The 20,248-nt window shown below is 42.7% G+C and carries 11 protein-coding genes; all 11 read left to right on the top strand.

The genetic code is table 11. The features are described 5' to 3' along the window. Window positions 1–76 precede the first annotated feature (76 nt). On the top strand, window positions 77–3,412 hold the full coding sequence (locus B9Y69_RS03115) for a SusC/RagA family TonB-linked outer membrane protein (protein ID WP_085471532.1): 3,336 nt from the start codon (window positions 77–79) through the stop codon (window positions 3,410–3,412). Window positions 3,413–3,429: 17 nt separating this feature from the next. Further along, complete coding sequence (locus tag B9Y69_RS03120) at window positions 3,430–5,073, top strand: RagB/SusD family nutrient uptake outer membrane protein (protein WP_085471533.1); 1,644 nt, start codon at window positions 3,430–3,432, stop codon at window positions 5,071–5,073. 228 nt (window positions 5,074–5,301) lie between these two features. Beyond that, a complete protein-coding gene (locus B9Y69_RS03125; protein ID WP_085471534.1) occupies window positions 5,302–6,783 on the top strand; it encodes a hypothetical protein in 1,482 nt (493 codons plus the stop codon). Window positions 6,784–6,937: 154 nt separating this feature from the next. After that, window positions 6,938–7,522 carry an RNA polymerase sigma factor gene (locus B9Y69_RS03130; RefSeq protein ID WP_085471535.1) on the top strand — a complete coding sequence of 195 codons (585 nt, stop codon included), beginning with the start codon at window positions 6,938–6,940 and terminating at the stop codon, window positions 7,520–7,522. A gap of 110 nt (window positions 7,523–7,632) precedes the next feature. Then, window positions 7,633–8,850 (top strand): FecR family protein, encoded by a 1,218-nt coding sequence (locus B9Y69_RS03135; protein ID WP_085471536.1) that lies wholly within the window; start codon window positions 7,633–7,635, stop codon window positions 8,848–8,850. Window positions 8,851–8,916: 66 nt separating this feature from the next. Further along, complete coding sequence (locus B9Y69_RS03140) at window positions 8,917–12,210, top strand: SusC/RagA family TonB-linked outer membrane protein (RefSeq protein WP_085471537.1); 3,294 nt, start codon at window positions 8,917–8,919, stop codon at window positions 12,208–12,210. Window positions 12,211–12,218: 8 nt separating this feature from the next. Continuing rightward, entirely contained in the window at window positions 12,219–13,556 is a 1,338-nt protein-coding gene (locus B9Y69_RS03145; RefSeq protein WP_085471538.1) for a RagB/SusD family nutrient uptake outer membrane protein, read from the top strand. After that, entirely contained in the window at window positions 13,549–14,673 is a 1,125-nt protein-coding gene (locus B9Y69_RS03150; RefSeq protein WP_085471539.1) for a TlpA disulfide reductase family protein, read from the top strand. The genes B9Y69_RS03145 and B9Y69_RS03150 overlap by 8 nt, the downstream gene beginning before the upstream one ends. Window positions 14,674–14,911: 238 nt before the next feature. Then, window positions 14,912–15,484, top strand: coding sequence for an RNA polymerase sigma factor (locus B9Y69_RS03155; protein WP_085471540.1), 573 nt, complete (start codon window positions 14,912–14,914; stop codon window positions 15,482–15,484). 71 nt (window positions 15,485–15,555) lie between these two features. Continuing rightward, a complete protein-coding gene (locus B9Y69_RS03160) occupies window positions 15,556–16,731 on the top strand; it encodes a FecR family protein (protein ID WP_085471541.1) in 1,176 nt (391 codons plus the stop codon). A gap of 178 nt (window positions 16,732–16,909) precedes the next feature. Then, a complete protein-coding gene (locus B9Y69_RS03165) occupies window positions 16,910–20,245 on the top strand; it encodes a TonB-dependent receptor (protein ID WP_085471542.1) in 3,336 nt (1,111 codons plus the stop codon). Window positions 20,246–20,248: the final 3 nt, after the last annotated feature.

Consider the following 20,248-nt stretch of genomic DNA (forward strand, 5'->3'; position numbering starts at 1 on the left):
AAGCATTTTTAACCAATGAGCATCGCACCCTAGGAAAGTTAGATGCTCTAATGATTAACTTTAATACCATAAAATTATGAAAAAAAAATCACATGCAGGAAGACATGTGTTATTTCCGTATTGCTTTAAGTGGCTGTTAATGGTCAAATTAATTATTTTTTTTGTTATTGCTTTTACCGTAACAGTAACGGCAAATGAATCGAAGGCGCAGGCAACCGTTTCCTTGCGTTTTCGGGATGTGAAACTAAAGAACCTCTTACTAACTATAGAAGAGCAGACTAATGTTTCCTTTATTTATAACGACAACGCCATTGAAAGAATCCGCATTGAAGAAATTGACGTCCGTAACAAGAAATGGGTGGACATTCTACTCCCTATTTTGGAAGAGCATGCCTTTCAAGCAGATTTTGTAGGCAAAAATAGTGTGCTCATCAAACGAAAACCTCAAAACCAAGAGAAGGTCGCATCAGGTACTGTACGGGATCAGGATGGGAAACCTTTGGTCGGTGTGTCTATTAAGCTAAAAAATTCCGATAAGGTGACGCAGTCCAACAGTGACGGTCAGTTTTCCCTGGCCGTCGAAGGCGTTGATCCTGTTTTACAGTTCTCGTATGTGGGATACTTGACGCAGGAGGTACCTTATCGGGCAACGATGATGGATGTCGTGTTGGTCGAGGATTTGGCACAACTAGAAAAAGTGGTGGTTGTCGGCTACGGTACGCAAAAGAAAGCAACTTTGACGGGATCGATCAGTCAGGTTTCGGGAGACGAATTGAAAAAATCGGTGGCTCCCAATTTATCGAACTCCCTAGTCGGGCGGATGCCAGGTGTGATTGCCAACAACCGTTCCGGTGAACCGGGGAATGATTTTTCCGAAATTTATATCCGGGGTAAAGGATCCTTGGGTAATAACAGTCCTTTATATGTGATTGATGGGGTCGCTAATAGAGGGGGCATAGAGCGTCTGAATCCCAGTGATATCGAAAGTATAACGGTGTTAAAGGATGCTTCGGCCGCTATTTATGGTGCGCAAGCGGCCAACGGTGTTATTTTAGTTACGACAAAACGAGGTAATGGCACAAAACCGATCATTACCTATGAAGGAAATTTTGGGTTATCAGAAAATACACGAACACCAAAACTAATGGATTCCTACCAGTACATGGTATACGACGATGAAATTAATGCACACTTTGGTCGAAATGAGAAGTATAAGGATATTAAAAATGGCTACAAAGACGGAACAATAGACCCCTTGCTGTATGCGAACACCGATTGGATGAATGTTTTCTTTACACGGTCTCCCCAAACCCAGCACTCCCTTTCACTGCGTGGTGGAGACGAGCGTATACGGTATTATGTGTCGGGCGGATTGTTGTACCAGAAACCAGGTTTTCGAAATACCAATTTAGATTTTAAGACCGTTCAATTCCGTGCGAATCTAGATGCTAAAATTAACCGTGACCTTTCGCTATTGGTTGAGGTAGGAACGCGTCAGGAAAATAGGCACAATTCGAATTATAACATGGGCACTTTCTTCTGGGAAGCTTTTCATGCGTATCCGTTTTTGCACGACTATTATCCAAACGGCCTTCCAGGGCCAGGTATTTCTTGGGGAAATAACCTAGCGCTCTTGGCCGCGGGAGCAACGGGGTACCAAAAAATAAAGGATAATTTCTTGAACACTAAAGTAGGCTTCAACCTAAAAGCGCCTTGGATTGTTGATGGACTATATTTTTCAGGGTATGGTGCATTTGACTCACAGGTACGAAATGAGAAGAGACTCAACGATATGTGGGATGCCTATCGCTATAATCCGGCGACCAAAGAATACAATAATATCCGCGAAACGACAGGTGAAGCGAATATAAACTTAAGTCAACGGAACGATGATAATGGAACGGATACATGGCATTTCAAAGTAGGCTACGAGAAAATATTTGGACCGCATAATATCAATGTCTTTGCGGCTTATGAACAGAGTAAATCGCGCGGAGACTGGTTTTCTGCTTACCGTCGTGACTTTTTGAGCAATGCAGTAGACTATATGTTTGCGGGGAGTGATAACCAAAAAAATAATGATGGAAAAGCCACCATCTCGGCACGTCAGAATTACTTTGGTCGCTTAAGCTACGGTTTTAAAGATCGTTACTTAATGGACTTCACCCTACGCCGCGATGGTTCGCAGAATTTTACAAGCGATGCGCGTTGGGGCTGGTTCCCAGGAATAGCAGCTGCTTGGCGTATCTCACAAGAAGATTTTTTTAAAGAGAACCTGCCGGCTATTAATGAGCTGAAAATAAAAGCTTCGTGGGGTAAACTAGGAAATGATCGCGTGGATCCTTTCCAGTACTTAAGTACGTTCAATTTGGGCGATGGTGCCCTTTTTGGTGTGGACCCCAAAAGAGGCAAAGGTTTTACACCGGGGAGATTAGCGAATCCAGGAATTACATGGGAGAAAGTGGATACAAAAAATATTGGTTTCGAGTCGGTGTTGTTTAATCAGTCACTCAGCTTTGACCTACAGTACTTCTACTCCATGCGTACAGATATCTTAACGCAAAAGCAAGCTTCTGTACCTCGTTATACGGGGTTAACATTGCCGGATCAAAACATTGGCGAGATTTCAAATCGAGGCATTGAAGCGAGTGTTATGTATCGCAGTAAGGTGCGTGATTTCAACTACTTTATAGGCGGTAACTTCACCTTCGTGCGAAATAAAATCCACTTCTTTGATGAAGCCGTTAGTGTGCCTGATTGGCAACGCAGAACGGGACATAGCATCGATTCCTGGCTCGTTTACAAGACCGATGGTATATACCAGACCAAAGAGGAAGTAAATAGTGGACCACACCTGTTGAATACAGCACCTGGTGATATCAAGTATGTCGATGTGGATGGCGATGGTAATATTACCAGCAACGATATGGTTCGCATTTATGAAAGCGCGATACCCGAAATTATTTATGGGGTATCGATGGGGGGAAAGTGGAAAAATTTTGAATTGAATGTGCTGTGGCAAGGTCAAGGGCGAGCAAAACAGATGATCCGTCCGGGAAGCTACAACCGTGATGTAACATACTTTGATAATCGCTGGATTTCCGCGACCGAAACGCCCAATGCATTGTATCCAAGAGCTTTTGATCGCGATGATACCTTTAATACCCGAAATTCAACCTTTTGGTTAAAAGATGCTTCTTTCATTCGATTGAAAAACATAGAACTAGCGTATAATTTGTCGCCAAAAGTGTTAGAACGTATAAAAATGGATAACCTACGGATTTTTGTGGGCGGTTTCAATCTGTTTTCAATAGATCACATTAAAGTTCAAGATCCTGAAGGGACAAATGCCGGAGGGATGTATTACCCACAGCAAAGGATCTATAGTGTAGGACTTAATGTTAGTTTCTAATTTAAACAACTTGAACGATGAACAATAGAATAATAAAATATATAGGCGTTATTTTGCTGTCCAGTACCCTGTCTTGCTCCAATTTTCTGGATGTAAAACCCTTGGACTCCTTTACAGGAGAAGCAATCTTTTCAGACCTGCAATTAACAGAGACGTATGTAAATAAACGCTACACCGAACTGCGTGATGGATTCGGTAATTTTGGTTTACGCTATATATCGGATGAAGCGTACCATAATTTTAACTCTGGTAATCCGTACCTCTATAATAGAGGAGAAGTAACGCCGGATCAACTGGGCGACTATACCACATGGAATGCGTACTATGAGTCCATCAAAAACTGTAATATTTTCTTTGATAATATTGGGTTGCTAAAAGCCGATAAGGCAAAAGTGGATCGCCTGACTGGCGAAGTAACCTTTTTAAGAGCTTTTCTCTATGCGGATCTTATTGCTCGTTTTGGCGGTGTTCCCTTAGTCGTAAAGAGTTTTGATCTCGATAGTGAAATGAAAATTCCACGCAATACCTACCAAGAGTGTGTTGCATTTATTGTTGCTGAACTGGATAAAGCTGCGCAGCTATTGCCCGCTAAGTATGACAATGTGAACTTTGGTCGTGCCACCAAAGGGGCTGCCTTGGCACTAAAGTCCCGCGTTTTACTTTATGCTGCCAGTGCATACTGGAACCCATCAAAGGAAAAAAGTAAATGGCAGGCTGCCGCGGATGCTGCAAAAGCAGTAATCACGCTGCAGGAGAATGGAGGGCAGGTCTATAGTTTAGATCCAAACTACAAGGAGTTGTTTCTGCGGAACACTAGTCCCGAGATTATTTTTATGCGCCAATTTAATACGGAGTTTGGACATTCCTTTGATTGGACCGATTCGCCTAATGGTTTTACGGGATGGTCTAGAACCTGTGTGTTACAGGATATGGTCGATGCCTATGAAATGGCGGACGGGAGTGCACCGACGGAGCAGGAGTATATAGATGGAAAACCTTGGTTGAATAGAGAGCCTCGATTTTATGCTTCTATCGTATGTGATGGACAACAGTTTCGTGGGAGAGAGATTGAATTTTTTATCTCTTCAACTGGAAACAGAGCGCAAAGTGGGAAGGATAGTGAATTTGGTATTGATGATTGGAATGCTTCAAAGACGCACTACACCATTCGTAAATTCATGAACGAAAGTCTCCGCAATCCGTGGAATGACAAAGGGAACCAACCGTGGATTTACATGAGATTGGGTGAGATTTATTTGAACTATGCGGAAGCAATGTTTGAATTAGGAGATGAATCGACAGCACGTTTATATATCAATAAAATTCGTCAGCGAGCGCGAGGTGCAAGCACCAATGTTTTGCCTGATATTACCGCGACAGGCACCCAGTTGTTTTCAAAGATACAACACGAAAGACGTATAGAACTGGCATTTGAAGACCATCGTTTCTTCGATGTGCGCCGATGGAAAATTGCCGAAATAACGGAGAATAAACCAGCCCGTAGAATCTCCATCATCAGGAATGACCAAACGAAGGTTAAAACCTATAAGATTGATGTTCTCCAGGAACGGAAATTTTTTCCGCAGCACTATTTGTTGCCTATTCCTAGAGATGAGAGACAGCGAAATCCGCTCTTAGAACAGAACCCAGATTACAAATAACGGGTAGTATATCCTTTGGAGGTGTCTAAAAAGACGTTAAACGTCATTGCGAACCTGAGGAACGAAGGTGTGGTAATCTTCTGAAAATAATCAAAGACTGCCACATTGCTAAGCTTCTCGCAGTGACGAAACATCGTCTTTTTAGACGCTTTCTTTTTTTTAATTCTTAGTATCTCATTTATGCATGTTTTTAAATATTGCCTTGTTCCTATATTATCTTGTTTTTTGATGCCCAAAGTCAGCGCTCAGCATGAAATTACCCTTCAATCCGATAACAAAGAATTGGTGGAAATTTTCGATTGGGCGAAAGATAAGGCTCGGTCTTTTGTCGTAACGGGGAAGCGTGGCCCCATTGATATTTATAAGAAAGGACAAACGGCTGCTCTGGTTGATTACATACCATCCTATTGGGCTGGATATCCCTTGCGGACCGCTTTTTACTCGCGCGATTTTTGTCATCAAATAATTGGCGCACATCTTTTGGGCCTGGAAGAAGAAAACTTCACGATGATGCGTGCTTTTGCTTCCTCGGCAGATTCTGCGAAAAAGTGGTTTCCGCTTTGGGCGATCAATTTCGATGGCTCTCCCTATAAGTTAGATTATAGGAGTGATAGCAACTTTGTTCGTGAAATACCCGCCGTATTCGAGCTGGTAGAGAAAAATTTGGAGCTTTATCAGTGGACCGGTGATCGCCGATATATCGATGACGATTTTATCTGGACCTATTGTACAAAGGCCGTGAATGATTTTATTCGGTTGCATGATACAGAAAAAAGGAATGGCGTAGCGGAAAGCACCGGTACAGGAAATATATTTGTTGGCACGGCAACGTACAATGAACATCGCGATCAGACATTAATTGAAGCGGGGGATGGAATCGGTTCTCAATATAAAGCATTGGAGGCTTTTAGTGGAATGGCTTTGCATAGAGGAGATAAAAATCTGGCAAAGTTGTATAAAGATAAATCGATTGAACTAAAAAGATACTTTAACAACCAATGGGGCGTGCTGAACAACGATAGCCTTTACAATAGAGGGTATAATTTGAAAGGAGAGCCTGTAAGTGGTTGGGGCAAAGAAAATTCATGGTTTCTACCGCTCAAAGAAATTACGGATCCAGTTAGCTTACGGCATTTTAAGTACCTGGAATTTATTGATAAGCAGTTGTCTTCTGATGCTGGATTGCCAAAAAATATTGAGGCCATTACGTATATTCCGGAAATATTCTTTAAGTATGGTCAGCATGAACTTGGATGGAAATGGTTGAAATATATTATCTCTAAAATAGACTATGTACATGAACAATCGGAACTGACGGGAAACAATGGGGACTATCCGGAGGTATCCTTTGTTTTAATTAGAAATATCGTACACGATATGGTGGGGATATCGCCATCAATGGACCTGAATGGTATAAAAACCTGCTCTCAGCTACCTGCGGAAGTGGGACAAATTAAGGTGGATAATGTTAAAATTGGAGGGCAGTTGTTTGCTGTTACCCAGATGGGGCAGAGCGCAACAACGATGCAGTATAAGGAAGGAACTCCTTCCGTCATTTGGCGCGCTTCCTTTGTTGGAAAACATCCCTACTTGTGGGTAGATGGAAAGAAGGTGAAAAGTAAGTCCTCCAAAAATTTTGGACAAGTCATATCATACGTCGATCTTACTATGATGAAAACCGACACCCGTACGGTGAAAACTTCTCTTTAGTAGATACAAGGTGTTGTCACGTCAAGCGAGAAGCGCAACGACGTGGCAGCCTTGCTTTATTGCCTCCAAATGAGGCGCTCCTCAAAATTAACAGTGCCTGCTGATCAAGCTTGATAATTTAAAAAGCTTTTTTGTAGTTTTGGAACGAAATTTTATGACCAGTAGCGCATCTGAAGAGGAAAAGAAATTGTTAGTACGCATAGCGGACGGCGATCGTCATGCCTTTGCTGTACTTTTTAAGCAATACAGCCATTTTGTCTACAGCTCCGGCAAAAGGTTAACACATTCCGATTATTGGGCCGAAGAACTTGTTCAGGATATTTTTTTCAAAATCTGGAGACACCGAGAAAAACTAACGGAGGTGGCTAATTTTGGAGCCTATCTCAATCGGGTAGTGCGCAATCAGTCCTACAATATCCTTCGCCAGTTGGCTCAAGATGCTAAATCGGTGAACAGTATGGAGCACAAGGAGATGGAGCACACCACCGATAATGTGCTTGATCTCAAAGAAGCTTCCGTTATTCTCGAACAAGCACTTGAGATCCTAACCCCGCAACAGCGGGCCGCCTACGAGCTGTGTCATATCCAAGGGTTAAAGTATAAAGATGCTGCAGATCAGATGAATGTATCTTATGAAACCGTTCATTCCCATATGAAAGAAGCAATCAAAAAGATTCGTACACACTTTCGGAATAGCGGACTGGCGTATAGTATTCTCTTTGCCCTATTATTCTCTTAGTGACCACCTGTTTATACCTTTCAATTTTTTTTCAAAAAAATCATTTTTTATCTCCCCATTTAGTTTGACTTCTGTGTCATACTTATAAATGGGTCTTACAAAGCTTACATATGCGTGCTAGTGAAACGAACAAGTCGAATGCCAGACTAAAGGAATTGATGAGCCTTTATTTTGCGCAAAATATCCATGATGGCGATAAGCAAGAATTGTGGGACTATATCAATGACCCCATGTTTAGCCAAGAAGTAAAGCGTTTGATTCCGGATGCAACCGATGAACCATTGCCGCACTATACGCTTGGGGAGGAGAAGCAACATCAAATCCTCACCTATATCTTGCGTGAGCAAGAAGAAATTGAAGTAGATAACGAAATAAAGACTTTGCCTGGTCGCCTAAAGCGTATCGGATGGCGTAAGCTGTCGATTGCCGCCAGTATTGTGGCCGTATTGTCGATTGCCGGATTGGCACTTATAAACATAAAATCTTCAGGGGAAAGCAATCAACCTACCGTTGTGCAAGAAATTCCGGCAGGAACAAATGGCGCTACATTGCGTCTCGCAGATGGGCGTATAATAAATTTGGAGGAAGCAGGAAATGGGGAGATTGCGCAAGAAGCAGGAATCAAGATTGAAAAGGGGAGCGATGGCGAGCTCATATACCGTATGGACACAAAAACATCCGCCACCGATCAAATTAACGTATTGACGACAGCTCGCGGACAGATGTACTCTATTGTATTACCCGACGGTTCAAAAGTATGGATGAACTCCGACTCGGAGCTGGAGTATATGGCTAATTTGGTGACAGAAGGAAAACGCGTAGTCAAATTACGGGGAGAGGCCTATTTTGAAATTTCTAAAGACAAAAGCCATCCTTTCATAGTGAACACCAAAGGGCAAGATGTTGAAGTTCTTGGTACACAGTTTAATGTCAACGCTTACGAAAATGAACCCTTTATATCGACCACGTTGTTAGAAGGTTCGATTAGTTTACGTACAGCGACCGAGCAAAGGCTTTTAAGTCCTGGTCAACAAGCCCTCAATAAACAAGGACAGTTGCAGGTGAGACAGGCGAATATCGAAAATATTACCGATTGGAAAGAGGGCGATTTTGCCTTTAAGAATGTCGACTTTAAAACCGCATTACGAAAAATAGAACGCTGGTACAATGTAGAAATGATTTACGATAAATCGCTACCAAAAGATCTGCAGGCCGGGGGATGGATTTCCAGAAAGAAGAACCTTTCGTCGGTGCTGGAATTTATTGAATCCGCCAAGATGGTCCGCTTTAAAGCTGATGGTAACAAGATATATGTTATGCCATACTAGTGTCTTACCTTATTTTAATAAACAAACAGTATATATAAACCAACCATTAACTTACCCATTGAATTAATGAATTACTCAAACAAATTTGAACGGCAAAGGCTCCGAATGTGCTTTCGCCAGTTAACTCTTCGTGCGCGACTCGTGTGCACCTTCCTGATTTTCTGCTTCTTGCAGACACAGGCAAAAACCTTTGGACAACGTATCACACTAAAGATGCAAAATGCACCATTGGTCACAGTCCTCAAAGAAATGCGGAAGCAAAGTGGAGTCGATGTATTCTACGATAATAAAATATTACAAGATCACTATAAAGTTTCTGTTAACCTGAAGAATGCGGAATTAAAAGATGCATTGAATGAAGTATTTCAGCATCTGCCTTTGACGTACCATATCACAAAGGAAGGTATCTCTATTACCAAGAGCGCAGCTAAACCAGCGCAGTCCATCGAAGCACCTGTTCAAGATGTTATCAATGTCGAAGGCCGTGTGGTTGATCAAGATGGTGAACCGTTGGTCGGAGCGAGCATTGTAATGAAAAAGGAGGGACGGTCGACCCTTTCGGATGTAAAAGGAAATTTTGCCCTAAAGAATGTCACTAAAGGATGTTTCTTGGTGATCAGTTTTGTAGGGTATCAGACGAAAGAAGTCGGCTGTCGTGAAGCACTGGGCAATGTTGTCTTAGAGATTTTAGATAACCCCTTGGATGCGGTACAGATTATCGGATACGGTAAGACATCCAAAAGGTTGACTACAGGCGCTGTATCCACAGTACGTACAGAAGAGTTGGAGAAGCAACCAGTCTCCAATCCTTTATTAGCACTTTCGGGACGCGTTCCCGGAGTCTATATTTCCGAAGGTTCAGGTATTGCTGGTAGCCAGGTCAATATTGAAATACGCGGGGTGAACACCATCAATGGAGCGACAAGACCGTTGTATATCGTGGATGGGGTGCCTTTTACATCTACACCGATTGAGCAAACTTCCGGAAACCAAATCGTAAATGGCGTAGTAGGAGGTGGTTTTAGTCCGTTGGATAACATCCCGACGAGCGATATCGAGAGTATCGATATCTTAAAAGATGCCGATGCGACGGCAATCTATGGTTCAAGAGCGGCAAATGGCGTGGTTATTATTACCACCAAAAAGGGTAAAGCAGGCGCGATGAAGGTAAACGCAAACATCTACTCTGGCGTGAGCCAGTTGGTCAACCGCTTAAAGATGTTAGGAACGGAAGACTATTTAGCGATTCGTAGACAGGCTTTCGCTAACGATAAAATCACTCCAACACTGGCCAATGCCCCAGATTTACTGAGCTTTGGTGAAGGTTATACTAACTTTATCGATTACCTATATGGCAATACCGCTAGTATGGTGGATGGTACAGTGAGCGTTTCGGGCGGATCATCTCAAGCACAATACCTGATCAGTGCGAACCACCGCACACAGAACTCTATTTTTCCGTACAATTTCAACGATAAAAAGAGTACGATCCGTTTTAATATGCAGACACATTCCCAGAATGCACGCTTTTTTGTGAACCTTTCGGGCGCATATACCAGAAATCTAAACAACCTCCCTTCGGCAAGTATCAGCTATTATTACGCGTTGCCGCCAAACCTGCCTTTGCATAAGGATGATGGTACATTCTTTTGGCACAACAGTTACCAAAACCCGGCTGCAGCGCTGAAAGCACCGATGGAAGCGACAACGCATAACATGTTGTTGAACGGGAGCGTGAAATATGTGATTATGCCAGGGTTGGAATTTAAAACAGAGCTTGGCTTTAATCGCATCAGCAATGAAAACTATCGGGCGATCACCCGCGAGTCGCGGAATCCAAATACGACGGTGAACGGACAGTTGTCATACAATTTGAACAACAACCAAAACCTATCCGTAGAACCGCAGTTTACCTACCAGCGTACACTCGGGCCAGGTCGCTTAGAAGCACTTTTGGGCGGTACATACTTGAACACACAGTCTACACAACCTTTATTTTTTATTGGTTCATTCACCAATGATGCGTTGTACAAGAGCTTAACCTCCGTATTGATGCAATTTACCGCCAGCGGTAATGTCGAGAGTCGCTACCTATCCGGTTTTACACGATTGAACTATGTGATGGCAAACAAGTATATCGTGAATGTCAATGCTAGACGTGATGGTTCCTCACGCTTTGGCCCCGGTAATAAGTTTGGAAATTTTGGAAGTATCGGTGCCGCTTGGATTTTTGGCGAAGAGCGATTTATCAAGGATAACTTGGAGTGGCTCAACTTTGGTAAGATCCGCGGTAGTTACGGTACGATCGGAAATGACCCGTATCAAGATTATGCTTACTTAGCGACTTATGCATCCAGTGCTTTTGCGAGTAACTACAGTGGGGTATCTTCACTAATGCCATTAACCTTGGCCAATAAAGATTTCCGCTGGGAAGTCACCAAAAAAATGGAATTCGCATTAGACCTTAACTTTCTAAAGGATAGATTAGCATTTACTGCAGCATGGTACCGCAATCGTTCCGATAATTTATTGATTCAGGTGCCTATAGCTACACAAACAGGATTTGAGACATATCTGGCTAATTTACCGGCATTGGTCCAAAATAAAGGATGGGAGTTCAGCCTTACGACGAAGAATATCGCACGACGAGATTTTTCGTGGAGCACATCGATCAACTTTACAGCATCACAGAACAAACTGTTAAGCTATCCGGGATTGAATAAATCATCTCTGGCCAATAGTTATGTTGTGGGACAGTCTTTATCTGTTGCGCAAAACTACCACTTCTTAGGTTTTGAAGATGGAATTGCGCAGTTCGAGGATTTCGATGGAGATGGCACGATTACTTCAGGGTCTTTTGTAACGACTGGAAAGGGGGATCAGATTGTTTCAGGAAATCAAGATCCTAAATTCTTTGGCGGTATTAACAACAGCTTTCAGTATAAGAACTTCAGTTTGGACTTTCTGTTTTCTTTCGTGAAGAAGGATGGATACAATATCTATTACGAGGGTAGCTCGGTGATTCCTGGCATCGGAAACAATTTGGTCGCCGATGTATTGAACAAACCTTTCCGTTATACGACGATGCGTTCTGGACCGGCCGCTATTGCATACAATCGCTATAAATATTCAGATGCGGTATTCGAAGATGCATCCTTTATCCGCTTAAAAAATGTGTCATTAACCTACCAGTTTGAGGAGAAAGCAGTAAAACCATTGGGACTGAAAAACCTGAGTGTTTACCTACGTGGGCAGAACCTACTAACTTTTAGTAAATACCTCGGTTTCGATCCGGAGACACAAGGTTTAGCGGTACCTCCGTTACGCATGTTTACAGTCGGACTTCAAACAACTTTATAATTGACCTTATGAAAAAATCAACGCTATATATAACTCTTCTAGTAACCTCCGCTTTGTTCACAAGTTGTGAAAAGTGGTTGGATGTAGGAAACCCGAAGGATGCCGTAGAAACCAAAGTGGTGTTTCAAGATGTGTCCGGATTACAAGCCGCTATTGCGGGGATGTACAACGCTGGCAATGCCAACAGCATTGGTATGCTTTCCTTGAACAACGGTATGCAAGCCGATGATTTGAGCGCGACGGTGGCAGGATATGATCCATATAAAAACAATAGTTTGGTCTCCAACGATGAAAGTGTAGGGACAACTTGGTCGGATCTGTATGTCGGGGTATACCGTTCTACAGCAATTATTGAGGGAGTTCCGGCAGCACCTTTCTTAGAAACAGTGAAGAATCAGGCGATGGGAGAGGCTTTCTTCATTCGTGCATTATCTTATTTTTATCTCGTTAACCTTTATGGGGATGTGCCGCTGGTGTTATCGACCCACATTGAGGAAACGGAGCTGGCACCACGGACGGCCAAGGAGACTGTTTATAAGCAAATTGTGAGTGATCTGGAAAAAGCAGTTGAGCTCCTACCGGTTGAATATCCTGCAAAAAAGCGCGATCGAGCCAATAAGTGGGCGGCAACAGCTTTGTTAGCACGGGTTAAGCTTTATTTAGGTGATTATCCCGAAGCGGAGCGTTTAGCCTCACAGGTGATTGACCAATCCAGTACCTATATTTTATCGGAGAATCTAAATACGGTTTTCGGGAAGAACACGAGTGTCGATGCCATTTTCGCTTTTGATGTTTCTTATGCAGGGTATACTACACCGGGGTTGAACAGTGTTCCTACGCCTGGAACAGTTCCAAGTATTATTATACACCCGACTTTATTGAGCCTTTATGAAGAAAAGGATGCCCGTAAAGCGGCTTGGATCGGTACCTCCGCGGGATACCCATTTATGCACAAGTATAAGGTGCGTACGGGCGTAGGAGATGAGTTTGACGTAGTGTTGCGTATCTCGGAGCAATACTTTATTCGCGCCGAAGCAAGAGTCTACCTTAATAATTTGAGCGGTGCAGAGGCCGATGTAAATAAGATTCGTAAACGTGCCAAAGTAGATGATATCGCAATGGCATCTAAGGATCAAGCTTTAGCTTCTATTGCGGATGAACGCCGCCGGGAACTGTTTGGCGAATGGAGCCACCGTTGGTTCGACCTGAAGCGTACAAACAAAGTCAGTGCTGTTATCGGCGCGTTGAAACCCGAATACTGGCAAGATACAGATGCCCTGTATCCGATTCCACGTAGAGAAAGACAAATGAATTTTAACTTAACACAAAACGAAGGTTATGATTAATAAAAATTGGGGCGCCCTAGGAAAACGTTTGTTTTTCCTAGCGCTGTTAAGTTTGCCGGGATTAATCTCGGCACAACATAAAGCTGTAATCAAGGGAACCGTAGGGAAGGGAACGGGACAGAAACTGATGCTGAGCTATGTGGTAAACGGTACCGTTTTCCGCGATTCGACATACCTCAAGAAAGGGAACTTCCAATTTAAGGTTCAGTTTAGTGAAGTTATGCCGGCAACCCTTCGTTTGGTGCATAACGAAGGTGAAAAAAGTATGGTTCATGATTCCAAGGACTTCTATTTAGAGCCCGGTACGGTGCTCTTGCAGAGCAAGGATTCGATGGTCAATGCCGTGATTACACAAGGAAATCTCAATAAAGAATATCTTATTTTCAAAGAAACAATTGCTTTGGGCGAGATGAGTAAGCTGGCACGTGCGGCACGAGCCACGGATGATCCGAACTTGAAGAAAACGCTAGAAGAAAAGAGAGAGGCATTGTATAGTACGATTGGTACACGGTATGAAACGTATATCGAATCCTATCCAGATTCTTATTTTAGCTTGCTGGCATTAAACTTCCTGAGTTCGGGTGAGCTCGATGTCGTGAAGATCGAACCACTTTTTGAAGGGTTGAGCGCTCGGATTAAATCCAGCAAAGAGGGGGTAGAGTTTAAAAACCAGATTGAGGCAGCTAAGGAGATTAAAGTCGGCTCGATGGCACCAGATTTTGAGCAGACAGACGCAACGGGCAAGACGGTTCGGTTGTCGGACTTTAGAGGCCGGTATGTGTTGTTGGACTTTTGGGCATCGTGGTGTAAGCCGTGCCGACAGGACAATCCAAACCTGGTCAAGGCGTATGCAAAATACAAGGACAAAAATTTCACAATTGTCGGGGTCTCCTTAGATCATAAAAAAGAGGCTTGGATACAAGCGATAGCGAATGATGGTCTGACCTGGACCAACTTGTCCGATCTGAACTATTTCAAAAATAAGGCAGCTTTACGGTATGCAATCCGCGCTGTACCGCAAAATTACCTGATTGATCCCGAAGGACGGATCGTTGCTGCAAGGTTGCACGGTGAAGAGCTTGAAAAGAAGCTTGCCGAGCTGTTGGGAAGCAATTAAAAGACTACAATTACCAATTTATTAACTAACAAATACGCCCCACACCGCTAAACGGTTGTGGGGCTTTTTATTCTCCCGAAAAAAAATGAAAAATTTTACGTGCTCTTTTTTTTTGATTTTTTTTATTAATTACTAGGTTAAATCAAAAAATATTCTTTTACTCTGGGGGATACCGTGCCGCTGAATCAAAATAGTTTGTATATTCGGATTAATTATACCACCTAGATTTTTGATTGATATGGGTTCAGAGGATCTGAAGTTAATCCAATTATTGAAAAGTAATGATGAACATGCTTTTCAGGTTGTTTTCGAGAAATATGCTTCGCGAGTCTATAAAAATGCACTCATCTTAATGAAAGACACCGGGTGGAGCGACGATATTGTCCAAGAGGTATTTATTAAATTATGGAAATACCGCGATCAACTTCTGGATGAAAGTAACTTATGGAATTTTATCTTGGTGCTGACCAGGCGGGAAGCCTATAATAAACTACGGGGAATAAAAAGATCGCAAGAAGCTTTCGAACGACTTTGGACACATTTCACGACCCCACATTATGATTCGGAGAAAGTAATTATATGTCGAGATGGTCTGGACCACCTGCAGCGGATTATTCAAATTTTGCCTCCCAAGCAGCAGGAAGTATTCTTGTTAAATAAAATCGAAGGGCTCTCGTATGAGGAAATAGCAAACAAATTAGGAATTTCGAACAGCACCGTTAGGAACCATTTAGTCGTAGCTTCCAAGGTTATTAAGTCCAAAATACGAAAAGCAGATCTGCTCGTTCTCCTGTTATTCTGTAATTTTTAGAAAAAAAGTAAAAAGGACTAGACCATTTATTTTTTTATGGTGTTCTGTTTATACCAAAACAGAAACCATTTATGAACGAGCACCATATACACGACCTCTTTAGGCAATATTTTGACCATACCCTAACCAAAGATCAACTGAATACGCTGATCCAAGCTATGGATAAGCTTAGCGAAGAAGATTTTCTATTGTTGATGGAAGAGGTGCAACCCGAAGATACTGCTGTAGCATTGGATCTATATGCCTTTAAGGAAAAACTTATTTTTCAGCGCGTAAAAGTAGCGCTCGAGGAGGAACGTAAAGTACGTCCTATTGACCGTCGTATTACGCGCAAAGTGGTGATCGCATTGGCAACCGCAGCTGCTGCAGTAGCATTGATCTTCTACTTTTTCCCTTTTACCTTGGATAAAAAAGAATTACAGTCCGATCAGTTGGTGGTGAACGATGTGATATTACCGCAAAATATTGGTATCATAGTTTCCTCTTCAGGCGGAAAAAAAGAGGAGATCCATAGCGATAAATCGCGTACCTATCACGACTTGGGGCTCGAAGTACGCGTTGATGAAAACAATGAAGTTGTCTTTCGGAGCAAACCTGTTCCAGGCAGGGAGCAAGAAGAAATAACATTTTCCAATCCAAAAGGGGCCACCGCCAAACTGGTCCTTTCCGATAGCAGTATCGTATACCTTAATTCCAACAGTACGATTCGTTACCCAAGTACTTTTGCAGCCCAAAAACGGCATGTCCATATTCAGGGGGAAGCCTATTTTAGTGTGAAGCATGATAAGAGCCGTCCGTTTACCGTAGCAGGAGGTGGGCAACAGATTCAGGTCCTGGGTACGGAGTTTAATGTTAATTGCTATGCCCCAAACTATGTGATTACGAGCCTTATAACCGGAAAAGTGCAGATCGATTACCAGGATCAGCACGCGGCGTTACGTCCTGGAGAACAAGCTCTTTACGATCATGCAAAGAATAATTTCACCGTTCAAAAAAGCAATAACAGTGAGGTGTTAGCGTGGAAAAACGGCCGATTTAGCTTTGCGGAAGATAATATACATCAAGTGCTGGACAAGCTGAACGATTGGTACCAAATCGATGGTTCGGATGTTCGCTACCAATCCAACGATCGATTTTCGGGGTCCATCAAGCGAACCGAGAAGTTATCAGATGTGCTTCGGCAGCTCGAAAAAATATCATCGTATAAATTTAAAATTGAGAATAGGAGGGTGATTGTTATGAAATAGAAATATAACCTACAAAAAAACGGAAGTGCTACCAACACTTCCGCAAAGAATTATTCAGTCAAATCCTAATAGTACTCGCTAAAGACTATTACTAACCAAACAATATGAACAAATGTATAAAATAACTGATAAAAAGCGGAGCTTTCCGCCTAGAACCTGGATTAAATGCATCGTGATTATGAAGATTGCAGTCATTTTTCTGCTCATTTTTACCACACAGGTAAAAGCCGAGCTATATGGACAACGTGTTACGCTGAATTTTCAAAACCAACCTATAAAAGCTGTGTTTTCGGAAATTCAAAATCAAACGGGCTTCGACTTTTTGTATAATAGCAATCTCTTAGACAAAAATCGTAAAGTAACGGTACAAGCCAAGAACAGCAGCTTAGATGTGGTGTTAACAGATTTATTTCGAAGTTTAGCACTCGATTTTGAGATTGATAGAACCACCGTACTCGTGGTGAAAAAACAAAATACCGAGGAGTTGAAAAAAATGCAATCTTACCTGTTCAAAGGTAAGGTCATGTCTGATAAAGGCACGCCAATCGGTGGCGCTAGTATAAAGATTAAGCAGGCCACGGATGCCACAACAACCAACTCACAGGGATATTTTAGCTTGAAGCACAATAAACCTTCGGCTGTCTTGGTGATTACCGCTATTGGTTTCGAAAGCCAAGAGGTTGCCATCGATAGCGATAAGGAGCACAGCATTACGCTTAAATCGACTGTTAGTGATTTAGAGGAAGTGGTCGTGGTCGGTTTTGGTACACAAAAGAAGATTAGTGTGGTCGGTGCGGTGCAGTCCGTAAAGCCGGACGACCTGAAAACAACATCGAGTAACCTGAGTACGGCTTTCGCGGGAAATATTCCCGGTATTATTGCAAGCCAGCCTTCGGGCGAACCGGGGTATGACCAAGCAAATTTCTACATCCGCGGTATTTCTACTTTTGGATCTAACCGCACGGCATTGATTGTCTTGGATGGTGTCGAGATAAACTCGACCATGTTAAACAACATACCACCCGAGTCGATCGAGTCCTTTTCCATCCTAAAGGACGCAACGGCAACCGCACTCTATGGTAGTCGTGGAGCAAACGGGGTCATTATCATCAATACCAAATCTGGACGCAACACAGAGAAGATGTTGATTAATGTGCGTTTAGATAACACGGTTTCTATGCCTACTTTTGTCCAAAAGATTGCAGACGGGGTGACCTACATGGAGAACTATAATGAAGCGGTGAAGAACAGTACCCCTGCCAATCAGACCTATGTTCCGTTCTATTCACAAGAGAAAATAGACGGGACGCGGAATAAGCTGAATCCCTATATCTTTCCAGATAATAACTGGTATGATATGCTATTTAAGGACTTTAGCATGAACCAAAACTTTAACTTCAATCTTACGGGGGGAACGAAGAAAGTGGACTATTTCTTGAATACGTCGATCTTTAACGAGAATGGTATAATCAAGGAACCGAAGGAAGGAAACTACGATACAGGGATCAACAACAGAAAGTTCTTGTTCCAGAGTAATGTGTCTTCAGATGTGACTAAGAGTACACGTATTGGCCTTAAGATGAATACACAGCTGTGGTACAACGATCGTCCGCAAGAAGATGTGACCGATTTATTTTACTACACCATGCGCGCCAATCCCGTCCGTTTCCCGGCAACATTGCCCGCCGAAGAGGGAGATACCTTTGTGCGGTATGGAAATAATACATCGTGGGATGTTGGTCCGATTGACCTGAACCCATATGCATTGCTCAGTAAAGGATATGGAAACCGGTATTATTCCTACCTCACCACGGTACTTAACGTCGATCAAGACCTTGGATCGTTGGTGAAAGGTTTGAGCGCTAAATTTCTAACATCCTTTTACAATTACACCTATTCGGGGACATATCGAACCTTCACGCCGTTCTACTTTAAGGTAAACGATAATTATACGGTAAATCCGGATGGTACGTACAATTTTACGACCGAAAGTATCGGCACTCCGGGAAGTACATATCTGACATCCTCTGTGGGCCGTGCGGGGCATCGCGAATACTCGGTCCAAGGATCTGTGAATTACGATCGCACTTTTGGACGCCATGAAGTCAATGGTATGGTGGTTATGCACGCCAAAGAACAGGTAAAGAACACGCCGGAAGCGGAAGAAAACGATATCCTCCCATTTCGCCAACAGGGATTGGCTGGCCGTTTAACCTATAACTACGATACACGATACTTTACAGAGGTTAACTTCGGCTACAATGGCTCGGAGAACTTTATATCCGGAAAACGGTATGGCTTTTTTCCATCGGCAGCGGTGGGGTATCTAATCTCCAATGAACCCTATTTTAAAGGACTTAAAAATATAATTAACCTACTGAAAATTAGAGCTTCGTATGGTTTGTCCGGAAACGATGCTTTAAGTTCTCGGTTTCCGTACCTGACAACGGTAACGATGAGTAATGCGTTGAACTTTTACAAGGGTATTAACTTTTCATCCACCAGCGGACCGAAGGTGTCTATTGTCGGAAACGAAGACGCTACCTGGGAGCAGGCAAAGAAAGCAAATATTGGTTTGGATGTAGAAATAGCAAAAGCATTCAGCCTCACCATTGATTATTTTAATGAAAACCGTTCTGGTATATTCATGCAACGCTTGTCCCTTCCAACATCGGTAGGTCTTGCCGGCACAACGCCTTATGCCAATATCGGAAAGGTCAAGAACAATGGCGTTGATTTTACGGTTTCCTATAAGCGCAGTTATGCCAACCAGTTCAGTTTCTCGGCAACAGGTAACTTTACATATGCGCATAATGAAGTCGTAGCAAAAGATGAACCTCGTTTATTATATCCGTATACATCCGTAATCGGGCGGCCGATCAATACCATTTATGGGTTGGTATCAGATAAACTTTTTGCCAATCAACAAGATATCGATAACAGTTCAACACAAGAGTTCTCCACCTATAAACCCGGTGATATTAAATATAAAGATCTGAATGGCGATAATCGTATCAACGGGAATGATATTACTGCATTGGGCTATCCCACCATTCCAGAGATCATTTACGGCTTCAATGGCGCATTATCCTACAAGAAATTTGACCTTTCTTTCTTAATTCAAGGGGCAAATAGAGTTTCCTTGCGGATGAACAATATGCATCCATTTGTTGACGCCGGCCGATTTGGGTTTAATATCACACAATATATCGCCGATGATCACTGGTCGGAAGAAAACCAAAATATTGACGCGGCTTACCCACGGCTGAGCTCTACGTGGAATGTCAACAACATCCAAAGTTCTGATTTCTGGGTTAAAGATGCGAGCTACATCAGGTTAAAGTATGCCGAGATGGGATTCCGGTTCAATAAAACGATCCGGATGTATGTCTCCGGAGCAAACTTACTATCCCTGCATTCTTTTAAATACTGGGATCCAGAAATGGGAGATGGCAATGGGTTGAAGTATCCGTTGCAGCGCACGGCGAAAATGGGTATACAGTGTCAATTTTAACGA

Source organism: Sphingobacterium psychroaquaticum, from assembly GCF_900177625.1.
Lineage (GTDB): Bacteria > Bacteroidota > Bacteroidia > Sphingobacteriales > Sphingobacteriaceae > Sphingobacterium > Sphingobacterium psychroaquaticum.

Excerpts from the sequence above, each read along its gene's own strand:
- B9Y69_RS03150 (WP_085471539.1), top strand. The coding sequence starts at position 13,549 with ATGATTAATAAAAATTGGGGCGCCCTAGGAAAACGTTTGTTTTTCCTA.
- B9Y69_RS03130 (WP_085471535.1), top strand. The coding sequence starts at position 6,938 with ATGACCAGTAGCGCATCTGAAGAGGAAAAGAAATTGTTAGTACGCATA.
- B9Y69_RS03155 (WP_085471540.1), top strand. The coding sequence starts at position 14,912 with ATGGGTTCAGAGGATCTGAAGTTAATCCAATTATTGAAAAGTAATGAT.
- B9Y69_RS03135 (WP_085471536.1), top strand. The coding sequence starts at position 7,633 with ATGCGTGCTAGTGAAACGAACAAGTCGAATGCCAGACTAAAGGAATTG.
- B9Y69_RS03145 (WP_085471538.1), top strand. The coding sequence starts at position 12,219 with ATGAAAAAATCAACGCTATATATAACTCTTCTAGTAACCTCCGCTTTG.
- B9Y69_RS03160 (WP_085471541.1), top strand. The coding sequence starts at position 15,556 with ATGAACGAGCACCATATACACGACCTCTTTAGGCAATATTTTGACCAT.
- B9Y69_RS03140 (WP_085471537.1), top strand. The coding sequence starts at position 8,917 with ATGAATTACTCAAACAAATTTGAACGGCAAAGGCTCCGAATGTGCTTT.
- B9Y69_RS03165 (WP_085471542.1), top strand. The coding sequence starts at position 16,910 with ATGAAGATTGCAGTCATTTTTCTGCTCATTTTTACCACACAGGTAAAA.
- B9Y69_RS03120 (WP_085471533.1), top strand. The coding sequence starts at position 3,430 with ATGAACAATAGAATAATAAAATATATAGGCGTTATTTTGCTGTCCAGT.
- B9Y69_RS03115 (WP_085471532.1), top strand. The coding sequence starts at position 77 with ATGAAAAAAAAATCACATGCAGGAAGACATGTGTTATTTCCGTATTGC.
- B9Y69_RS03125 (WP_085471534.1), top strand. The coding sequence starts at position 5,302 with ATGCCCAAAGTCAGCGCTCAGCATGAAATTACCCTTCAATCCGATAAC.